Here is a 10,402-nt window from a genome sequence, read left to right as displayed (position 1 = left end):
TATGGCAAAAATAACAATAATACCAATTATAAATTTACATATATGTGAGCGTAATAAGGACATATAACCACCTACTCTTAGAATATTCAGAAAATTCTTATTCTTATTTTAGCTTTTTTTGAAAGAAGTTACAATATATTTTTCATTCAGTAATTCAGAGAGAAGATTTGATAGCAAAAATATGCAAGTGAAGGATTCATGAATAAATTATGACAAGAAAATGAATAATTTTCAGAAAAATAAAATAAATTATTTATTTTTTTCTGAAAATATAATATAGTTATGGCACAGAAAGTATTTTAACATAAGGAGGCTATTTATGAGGATTAAAGGGAATTACGTACCGAAAAGGGAAGTTTTACTGTGCTCAAGTTCGATTACGATAGGGGAAGCGTTAGAGCATTTAAATAAAACGGGGTATCGTTGTGTACCAGTTTTAGATGAAAAAAAAGAGAAATTTTTAGGGAATATATATAAAGTAGATATTTTAGAATATAAAGGATCACTTGATGAGAGTGTAATACAATTATTAAACGATAAAGAAGGATTTGTGAGAGAAGATTCATCTTTCTTTAAAGTATTTTTTACAATAAAAAAATTGCCTTATTTATCAGTAGTTGACGAAAAAGGGGTTTTCCTTGGAATTTTAACGCATAAAAAAGTTTTTGAGTTATTAGAGGATGCATGGGGTGTTCACTCTAGTAAATACTCTGTCATGATTGGAACGCAAGACTATAATGGAGCAATCCAAAAGTTATCGACAGTTTTAAAGAAATACACTGGTATTCAAAGTTTGATGACTTTTGATAATGATGCCTTATTAGTTCGTAGAATTATGTTTACATTAGGAGAAGAGTTTAACGACGGTGAATTAGAGACATTATTGAAAGATTTAGAAGATCACGGATTTAGAGTTGTGTATGTGGAAGAGATGAAAAATCCACGTGAAGTTGAAACGATAGAGTAACATACAAAAGCCATCTAAATTATATTAGATGGCTTTTGTATGTTACGTGTATAAAGTTATTTGAAAATAACGATTGAATAATAGGTGAGATTATAACAATATTTGTGTAAGAGAATAAAAAATGTAGATAATTTCGATTTTCAAAAAAATCAATTTGAAAATATGTTTTTATTTTGCAACTAAATATGTTACTATATGTGTGATAAAAACAAAGAGGTCTGACATCTACACTCCGCGTAATAACACTCTAATGATTTAAAAATTCAAAAAAAATCAAAATTCAAAATAATAATTGTATTAATGATTAGAGTAAAAATAAGGGGAATGGAGAAATTATGGAGAAAGACACTGCTTTGTAAGGGGCATATTTTATCATCTTGAGCAGAGAGGAGGATGCATAGCATATTGTAAAATATAGAGATAAACAATGAAAAAGTGCTATGCAAATGAAGAGCATGAAGGGACGTTTAAGGCCAGGTGATACGGTAGCAATTGGTTTAATGCTATTTGCATTATTTTTAGGAGCAGGAAATTTAATTTTTCCGCCAGTTTTAGGTCAACAAGCAGGAGAGAATGTTTGGATTGCTACAATAGGATTCCTTGTAACGGGAGTCGGATTACCCCTACTAGCTGTAACAGCTGTCGCGTTTGTAGAGGGGGACTTGAAAGCGCTATCTTCTAGAGTCCACCCTATATTTGCGTTTATTTTCCCATTGATTAGTTATTTAGCAATTGGACCATTTTTCGCGATTCCTCGTACTGGAGCTGTTTCGTTTGAAATGGGTATGAAGCCGTTTTTATCAGAGGCAATGGTTTCAGAGTGGTACATGCTATTTCTTTTCACGATAGTTTTCTTCGGAATAACGTGGTATTTATCATTAAATCCATCTAAATTAGTGGATTGGTTCGGAAAGTTTCTTACACCATTATTAGTATTAATTGTCGCTGTTATTGTCGGAAAGGCAATTATTGATCCAATTGGAGAGCCAGCTGCGCCGTTAGCTGCTTACAAAGAAAATGCTTTCTTTGGTGGATTTATTCAAGGATATTTAACGATGGATGCAATTAGCGCGCTCGTATTCGGAATTGTCGTTGTACAAGTTATCCGCTCTAAAGGGATAAAAGAGAGTAGTCAAATTGCAAAAATAACAGTAGTATCAGGTATTATCGCTGTACTTGGTTTAACGTTAATTTATTTATCGCTTGCTTATCTTGGTTCAACAAGCACATCACTTGGTATCTCAGAAAACGGTGGTCTTATTTTAACGAATGTTGTAAATGAGTTATATGGGACGAGTGGTAAAATTTTATTAGGGCTTGTTATTATACTCGCTTGTTTAACAACTTCTGTTGGGTTAACATCTGCGTGTGCGGGTTTCTTTACAAACTTATTCCCAAAACTTTCGCATAAAACGATTGTAACAATGGTATGTGTATTTAGTTTAATTGTATCTAACCTAGGTTTAACACAATTAATCGCAGTAACATTACCTGTGTTAATGATCATTTATCCAGTTGCAATTGTATTAATTGTACTTTCGTATTTCCATAAGTGGATTGGGAAGCGTAATACAATTTATATTGGAGCTATTTTAGGTGCATTGTTAATTAGTTTCTTTAACGGTTTAGAAAGTGCGAAAATTAAAATTGACGCGATTTCTAATGTACTACAAATGTTACCGTTATATAACGAAGGAATCGGATGGTTAATTCCATCATGTATTGGCGGGATTCTCGGTTTCTTCTTCTATAAATCAAATGAATCAAGTGAATTACAAAAGAAAGGTGCTTAGGCACCTTTCTTTTTTTGAAGGGGATTTTTGTATTTTGTCTAAGTAATAATTGGGGGGGAATGATAAATGGCTAATTTTGAAGATTTTTTAAATTTGGATTTGAGAATTGGAACTGTAATACATGCAGAGGAATTTAAAGAAGCGAGAGTACCAGCGATTAAACTAGCAATAGATTTTGGAGAAATCGGGATAAAGCAGTCAAGTGCTCAAATTACGAAAAGGTATAGTCCAGAAGATTTAATCGGTCAACAAATCGTTGCTGTTGTAAACTTTCCACCAAAACGTGTAGCTGGATTCAAATCAGAAGTACTTGTGCTTGGTGGTGTTCCTGAAGCTGGTGATGTTGTGTTACTTCAGCCTAATATGGAATTGCCAAATGGAACAAAAATTAGCTAGGGTGAAGGTAGGGGCTAATATGGATATCGGACGAGAATATTTGCAATGTGCGATTTCGAACTTTAAAGCAACAAAGAAACAAGGGGAGCGGGCACTTTCTCAATTATCATATGAACAAATACAATGGTCTTCTCATGAAGAAACAAATAGTATAGCGATTATTATTAAGCATCTTCACGGTAATATGCGTTCTAGATGGACGGATTTTTTAACGTCTGATGGTGAAAAAACAGATCGTAATCGAGATGGTGAATTTGAAGGATGCTATCACTCAAAAGAAGAAACCCTTATAGCTTGGCAAGAAGGATGGAAATATGTTTTTAATACGATGAATACTTTAACGCCGGAACACTTATTGAAGACGGTATACATTCGAGGTGAAGCACATACTGTCATGCAAGCAATTGAAAGGCAAATTGCTCATTATGCATTGCATATTGGTCAGATTATATACATTGGGAAGATGTTAAAAGAAAATGAGTGGGAATGTTTAAGTATTCCGAGAGGTCAGTCTGCGCGTTATGTAGAGAAAAAACGTTCAACATAATAATAAGAAAGAAACCGATAAAAAATGGGAAAAAAGAAAGTCAGCCAAATAATAGATGGTTCTGTAATCATAAGAATACTGCCAAAAATAAGTCCATATATAATAAGAAAGGAATTGAAAAGTGTATTCACAGGGAGAAATCGTGAGATGAACACTTGCTGTCGTTTAAAACAATCACTGTGAAATAAATAAAAGCGGAAGTACCATGTGGCTGTAATAAGATCTTTCTTTTTCATAATTCTTTTTTTGCATGTATGACAGATAAATGGTGGTTGCATTTCATTACGCTCCATTTTTTATTTTCATAATAATGTGAGACAAAAGTAGGTACAAAGTGTATGTTCCTATATACGCTCCTGCAATAAGGAAAAATGGATTCAGTAAAATTCCATGAATGCTCGTCATGAAAACTAAATCTTGTATTAAAACATCGTATATATTAATGGAAATAATTATACCGAGTACATACAGTGCCAAGTACGCAGAAATATGTAGCACAATAGAGATTTTTGGTTGCTTAGCGGACAAATAAAAAATGAATGATAGAGCGATTGGTAATATTCCTATTAATAGCTTCAATTCATTTCACCTCATTAACAATATAGCCGAAATTTTAACGGTCTATTCTCTAGGGCTTGTACATAACTTGAAATAGAGAGGTGATAGTATGAATCGGGGCTTTTTTTTTATGAAGTTTACAAGTATGCGTAAGTTAGTTTTATTTGTTATTACTACAATGCTAGCGACTTTTTTTCTTATTAGTATGATGGTAACCTCTATGAAAGAGACAAAGTCAACGTATTTATATAATTGGTTAAATGAGTTATCGATGAATGGTTACATGTATGTACTTGGAAAAGAGAATCATTATTTTACACAGGAGTATCGAAATTTGAATCAAGATTTTTCAATTTCTTCTTTTCTCTTTTCTATGGCTACAAATATTCGCTTTAATGATGTACGCAGTTTCGTCGGGAAAGAGCTCCCGGGGTTTGGTAAGTACGATACAGAAATTGTTATTGCGGGTGAGGGTACAAATTATTCTAACTTACCGATAGAGTCGAGTGTTCCTCTTGAAGAAGTGGTGAAGGAACGGACTAGTGGAACTGGACAAGTACCTAAACAAGATACGAGTAAAGAGAAAAAACAGCCGTCTCAAACGACTGGGAAGAGACAAGTTGCGTTTATTTATCATACACATAGCTGGGAATCTTATTTACCTTTACTTAACTTAACGAATGACCCGAATCCGAATAAAGCAACGAGTTCTGTATCGAATATTTCTATATTAGGAGATCGTTTCCGTGAACAACTAGAAGGTGAAGGGATTGGAGCTACTAACGATAAGAGTGATGTTGGTCAAAAGTTAATAAGTAAAGGTTTAAACAGTAATAGTTCGTATAAAATGTCACGAGAAATTGTGCAGCAAGCTATGGCTGGAAATAAAGATCTTCAATACTTTTTTGATTTGCATCGTGATAGTGCCCGAAAGAATGTAACGACAAAAACAATTGGAGATAAATCATATGCAAAGCTTGCATTTGTAGTAGGGAAAGGAAATAAAAACTATGAAAAAAACTTACAATTAGCGACAGCTTTACATGAGGCGATTAATAAGAAATATCCAGGAGTGAGCCGTGGGGTCATTCAAAAAGGGTTCCAGACAGGAAATGGAATCTATAATCAAGACCTATCAGGACAAGCGATATTAATAGAAGTTGGCGGTGTAGATAATACAGAGGAAGAATTGAATCGATCAATTGATGCACTTGCTAAAGCATTTGGTGAATATTTTTGGCAGGCAGAAAAAGTGAATGGATAAAGTGAAACGTGAATTAGCCAGGACATCTATCGATAATTATTAGCGCACTTCAATCTTGAAAAAACGTAAGTGTAATGCTTGCGTTTTTTCTTTGTAATGGTGAGACGTCACAGAATAGACATAATTTGTCGTTGTTATAGTAATATCGAAATTTGTCAATTTATAGTAGGAGATTTACAAAGGAATTTTCGGGAAAGTAGAGAAAATCTTTTTATAAGGAAAACTTTTTATTATGAAACTGGTAGGGTGATTGAAGTGATTAGGGAAATCGAAATAGAAGATGCAGCATCATTTTTACAATTAAGTAAGCAATTAGATGAAGAAACGAAGTTTATGTTATATGAACCAGGAGAAAGGAAAATTACAGCTGAGCAACAAGAAAAAATGATCCATCGATTTATGGAAAATGAATATGCAACAATATTTGTAGCAGTTGAAGATGAGAGGATAGTAGGTTTTATATTAGTGAATGGAAATAACATTCAAAGAAAGAGGCATGTGGCAAGCATTGTAATTGGTATTTTGCAAGAGTATAACGGGCGAGGATTGTTTAAAGAGGTTGAGAAGTGGGCAAAATTACATGATGTATGGCGTTTAGAATTAACAGTAATGGCCCACAATACAAGAGCTCAGGCACTATATAAAAAATCTGGATTTGAGAAAGAAGGTGTCAAAAAAGCTGCTCTTATTATCGATGGAAAGGGCATCGATGAGTATGAAATGGCCAAATTATTAAAATAAGAGGTCGTTATATGAAAAAAAGATGGGCACTACTTGGTATTGTAGCTGCAATAATTATTATTGGAGTAGCAGGAATCAATTATAAAATGTATAAGGATAAGCAGGCGCGGGAAGTAAGTGTAAATAGCATATTTCCGAAAGCGAAAGAAACGATTGCTAATATGGATGGGGATATTGCGGTAATTAATAATCCGAATTCAATGCTTGTACTTGTAAATAAAAGTAGGCGTTTACCAGATGGGTATAGACCGCCAGATTTAGTTATTCCGAAAGTGCGCTACTCTAGTGAAGGTGATCAAGAAAAGAAAAAGATGAGAAAAGAGGCAGCGAGGGCGCTTGAGGATATGTTTCAGCAGGCTGACAACGAGCGTATTTTTCTTTTTGCAGTTTCTGGATTTAGATCTTTTGATCGACAAAAAGCATTAAATACGATGTATAAAAAACAAGACGGGGAAGCAAAAACAGCAATGTCTAGCGCGGTTCCTGGCACAAGTGAGCATCAAACTGGACTAGCTATGGATATTACGTCTCAATCTGCTAAATTTCAGTTAGAGACAGTTTTTGGGGAAACGAAAGAAGGTCAGTGGCTTTCTGAAAATGCCCATAAATTTGGTTTTGTTGTTCGATACACAAAAGCGAAAGAAACGATTACGGGTTATCGGTATGAACCATGGCACGTAAGGTATGTGGGAAATCCACAAGCTACATATTTGTATGATAATCAACTGACGCTTGAAGAAGTAACAGAGTAAATGATTGAGGGGAGAGACGTATAATGACGATGTTATATAAGAAAAAAGTACATGCATATATTACAAGAGAAAAAGAGGGGGTTATGCAATTACTTGTTTTTAAACATCGTGATATACATGAAGCTGGTATTCAAGTGCCAGGAGGAACGGTTGATGAAGGTGAAACGTTAGAAGCGGCTATATTGCGTGAAGTACAGGAAGAATCCGGATTGCGTCATTTATGCATAGAACGTTTTTTAGCAGATTACATCATACATATGAAAGAAAAACAGGAATATGAAAAACGCCACTTTTTTCATGTAACTTTACTAACAGATGTAAAGGATACTTGGGAACATATTGTAAGTGCTGGTGAGGAAGATAAAGGATTAGTATTTTGCTACGAATGGGTTGATATTGCAAAATGCCCTGAATTAGCTGGGAAACAAGGTGAGTTTTTACATTTGTTAGATGAAGTATACGCACAGTAATGTAAGAGTCTGAAGCGAAGGTTAATCCGTTTCAGACTTTTTTTATTTTTCGGGAAATTAAAGGTGTTTAAATAAGGAAAGTGAATTTCTTTAAAGGAATATTAATTTAGGATGTGTTGAGGTGAAAAAAATGAAAAAGTAAGGGGTATACGCTAAAAAAGTTCATATAAGGGAGAATATAAATGGAAATTCAGTTTAATCCAATCTTAAAAAAGGAATTAACAATTCAAGATATTCAAAATGAAATGGAATCAGGAAAGTTAACTTCAAAAGAGCTAGTGATGTATTATCTTTATAGAATCGCAAAGTATGATCAAGACGGACCGAAAATCAATTCAATTTTAGAAATCAATCCAGATGCAATTTTTATTGCAGAAGCGTTAGATTATGAAAGAAAGACAAAAGGTATAAGGGGTCCATTACATGGAATACCTGTTTTGCTTAAGGATAATATTGAAACGAATGACTCCATGCATACAAGTGCAGGTACAATAGCTCTAGAACAAAATATAAGCAGTGAAGATGCATTTCTCGTTACTCAACTGCGAGAAGCAGGAGCGGTGATAATAGGAAAAACAAATATGACAGAATTAGCAAATGCAATGTCTTTTGAAATGTGGGCTGGATATAGTGCAAGAGGTGGTCAAACAATCAATCCATACGGAACGGGCAAGGATCCTATGTTTGTTGGCGGATCTAGTACAGGATCTGCAATAGCAGTTGCTGCTAACTTTACAGTAGTATCTGTTGGAACAGAAACCGATGCTTCTATTTTGAGCCCCGCTGTTCAAAATTCTGTAGTAGGTATTAAACCGACTGTCGGTTTAATTAGTCGTAGAGGAATTATTCCATTTACTTATTCGCAAGATACAGCTGGACCATTTGCTAGAACGGTAACCGATGCTTCTATTTTGCTAGGGAGTTTAATTGGGGTAGATGAGAAAGATGTTGCTACTCATAGAAGTGAAGGTAGGGCAGAGCATGATTATACAAAATATCTTGATGTTAATGGCTTAAATGGAGCGAAGATTGGTGTGTTTAACGCTGCACCAAAAGATTATTACGAAAATGGTGAGTATGATGAAATCTTGTTTAAGGAAACGATCCAAGTATTACGTAATGAAGGAGCGACAGTAGTAGAAAATATTGATATTCCTTCTTTTCATAGAAAATGGAGTTGGGGAGTTCCGCTTTATGAACTGAAGCATAGTTTAGATAACTATCTTTCTAAATTACCTTCTACTATTCCGGTACATTCTATTTCGGAGTTAATGGAGTTTAATAAAAACATAGCAGAAAGAGCTTTAAAATATGGACAAACCAAGTTAGAGGGAAGAAAAGACTTTCCAAATACGTTACGAAATCCAGAATATTTAAATGCGAGATTAGAAGATATATATTTTTCTCAAGAACAAGGCATTGATTTTGCATTGGAAAAATATAATCTTGATGCGATACTGTTTCCTTCCTATATAGGTTCTACTATATGTGCGAAAGCGGGTTATCCGTCTATAGCAATACCAGCTGGGTATATGGAAAGCGGGAGACCTTTTGGAATTACGATTGCAAGTACTGCCTTTAGTGAAGGGGTATTAATTAAGCTAGCTTATGCTTTTGAACAAGCGACAAAGCATAGAAAAATCCCCAACTTATCATGAATAGAATAAACAAAGAGGACAGGAATCCCTGTCCTCTTTGTTTTAGTGATTAAAATGAAATATCGTTCTGCTCTGTCTTATGATATTTTAATAAACTAAAGGATAAACAAGCGGAACATAAAATAAGAATAGAAGCAATGATATAAATTGTACGAACACCGAACATATCAGTAATAATGCCAATGCTAAGCATAGATAGTCCAGAGGCTGTTGAAAGAAGTGCACCATGTGCTGTATACATTTTGGATAATAAAGCAGGGGCGACACTTGATTGTAAAACAGTCGTTTGGGAAATATCTCTAATTTGATAACATGGTCCCATTAGAACACATAGAAAAAGCGCAATAAATCCGCTGCTTGTCATACCGTATAAAAATGTAAGAATACTAAACATAAGAGAGCCAATCGACATAGATCGTATTAAATTGTTTTGAATATAGGAACTCATTTTCCAGGCTAATAGACCACAGATTAACGTGCCAACATAATAACTTGTATTAATATATCCCCACCATTCTTCGCCCTTATGAAGGATAGTCGTAACGTATGCCATCGTAATAGCACCAATCCATATTGTCCCTGCGAAAGTTTCGATTAAGTCCATATATGTAACGGTACGGAGAGAAGGATTTTGAAATAGGAGTTTCCAACCTTCCAATAAAACAGTACTTTTGGAAGAGGGAGAATCTGCTATTCTTTCAGTATGTATGGAACGTAATGAAAAATGTAATGCAATGCATCCGAAAATCATTAAAATGTTATTAATCATGAGTGTAGAAGTAGCGCCAATGAGAAGAACGACAATACTCGTAAATGAATAAGCAACGGCTTGCACAATTTGTGTTGAAAAGGAAAAGATACTATTTACTTTTACTAATTTTTCTTTCGGTGTAAGGCGCGGGAGAATACCGTATAATAACGGAGCACCCCACCCACTACATAATGAAATGACAAAAATAAAAGTTAATAGAGCTATAATGTTTGTGGATAAGACCGGGAACAAAATCATTAATAATAGTAAAAAGACTGTTTTCAGCCATTGGAGGGTATATAACAGCGTATAAGATGGAAAACGATTTATTATAAGTGGTGCAGAGATGTTAGCAATTAGATTTGTGATAACTTGTAATAATGGAAAAAGAGCAGTAATAGTAGCTGATTTAGTTGCTATATAAATATGAGTTGTAATAATCATTACATATACGATGTCAGCGAGAGTAATGCATATTTTGGAACCTAAATAGTAGATTAGTGAC

Annotated in this window: 12 protein-coding genes; 9 read left to right on the top strand and 3 right to left on the bottom strand. The window is 34.3% G+C overall.

The window, feature by feature from the left end:
• Nucleotides 1-319 precede the first annotated feature (319 nt).
• From cbpA to ACQGS6_RS17215, 4 genes are all read left to right on the top strand, one after another.
• A complete protein-coding gene (cbpA, locus tag ACQGS6_RS17230) occupies nt 320-967 on the top strand; it encodes a cyclic di-AMP binding protein CbpA (protein WP_001220526.1) in 648 nt (215 codons plus the stop codon).
• Nucleotides 968-1,422: 455 nt separating this feature from the next.
• Nucleotides 1,423-2,760, top strand: coding sequence for a branched-chain amino acid transport system II carrier protein BrnQ4 (gene brnQ4, locus ACQGS6_RS17225; protein WP_011110049.1), 1,338 nt, complete (start codon nt 1,423-1,425; stop codon nt 2,758-2,760).
• A gap of 66 nt (nt 2,761-2,826) precedes the next feature.
• The gene (gene csaA, locus ACQGS6_RS17220; protein WP_001263017.1) at nt 2,827-3,156 is read left to right on the top strand and encodes a chaperone CsaA; all 330 of its coding nucleotides are present in this window, start codon (nt 2,827-2,829) and stop codon (nt 3,154-3,156) included.
• On the top strand, nt 3,137-3,703 hold the full coding sequence (locus ACQGS6_RS17215; RefSeq protein ID WP_000435828.1) for a DUF1572 domain-containing protein: 567 nt from the start codon (nt 3,137-3,139) through the stop codon (nt 3,701-3,703). Before csaA ends, ACQGS6_RS17215 begins: the two co-directional genes overlap by 20 nt.
• Here the strand turns inward: ACQGS6_RS17215 and ACQGS6_RS17210 are convergent.
• Both ACQGS6_RS17210 and ACQGS6_RS17205 read right to left on the bottom strand, forming a co-directional pair.
• Nucleotides 3,676-3,981 carry a hypothetical protein gene (locus ACQGS6_RS17210; RefSeq protein WP_033682818.1) on the bottom strand — a complete coding sequence of 102 codons (306 nt, stop codon included), beginning with the start codon at nt 3,979-3,981 and terminating at the stop codon, nt 3,676-3,678. The genes ACQGS6_RS17215 and ACQGS6_RS17210 overlap by 28 nt on opposite strands.
• Nucleotides 3,982-3,985: 4 nt before the next feature.
• Nucleotides 3,986-4,282: a hypothetical protein gene (locus ACQGS6_RS17205; RefSeq protein ID WP_000770736.1), complete on the bottom strand. Its 297-nt coding sequence runs from the start codon at nt 4,280-4,282 to the stop codon at nt 3,986-3,988.
• Between the two features lie 88 nt (nt 4,283-4,370).
• Here ACQGS6_RS17205 and spoIIP point away from each other — a divergent pair, with 88 nt between their 5' ends.
• The 5 genes from spoIIP (at nt 4,371) to ACQGS6_RS17180 (ending at nt 9,146) form a co-directional block, all read left to right on the top strand.
• Entirely contained in the window at nt 4,371-5,525 is a 1,155-nt protein-coding gene (spoIIP, locus tag ACQGS6_RS17200; protein ID WP_001079280.1) for a stage II sporulation protein P, read from the top strand.
• 255 nt (nt 5,526-5,780) lie between these two features.
• Nucleotides 5,781-6,266 carry a GNAT family N-acetyltransferase gene (locus ACQGS6_RS17195; protein WP_426965350.1) on the top strand — a complete coding sequence of 162 codons (486 nt, stop codon included), beginning with the start codon at nt 5,781-5,783 and terminating at the stop codon, nt 6,264-6,266.
• 11 nt (nt 6,267-6,277) lie between these two features.
• Entirely contained in the window at nt 6,278-7,018 is a 741-nt protein-coding gene (locus ACQGS6_RS17190) for a M15 family metallopeptidase (protein WP_000747647.1), read from the top strand.
• A gap of 23 nt (nt 7,019-7,041) precedes the next feature.
• A complete protein-coding gene (locus tag ACQGS6_RS17185) occupies nt 7,042-7,488 on the top strand; it encodes an NUDIX hydrolase (RefSeq protein ID WP_000178285.1) in 447 nt (148 codons plus the stop codon).
• Nucleotides 7,489-7,670: 182 nt separating this feature from the next.
• Nucleotides 7,671-9,146, top strand: a complete 1,476-nt coding sequence (locus ACQGS6_RS17180) for an amidase family protein (protein ID WP_088045833.1) — start codon at nt 7,671-7,673, stop codon at nt 9,144-9,146.
• Between the two features lie 49 nt (nt 9,147-9,195).
• Here ACQGS6_RS17180 and ACQGS6_RS17175 read toward each other — a convergent pair.
• Nucleotides 9,196-10,402, bottom strand: a 1,207-nt coding sequence (locus ACQGS6_RS17175) for an MFS transporter (protein ID WP_426965349.1), incomplete at its 5' end; no start/stop codon positions are given.

Source organism: Bacillus sp. GMs2/2, assembly GCF_050172095.1.
GTDB lineage: Bacteria > Bacillota > Bacilli > Bacillales > Bacillaceae_G > Bacillus_A > Bacillus_A cereus.
Note: the sequence above shows the minus strand (reverse complement) of the source record. Positions and strands in the feature narration are given on the sequence as shown.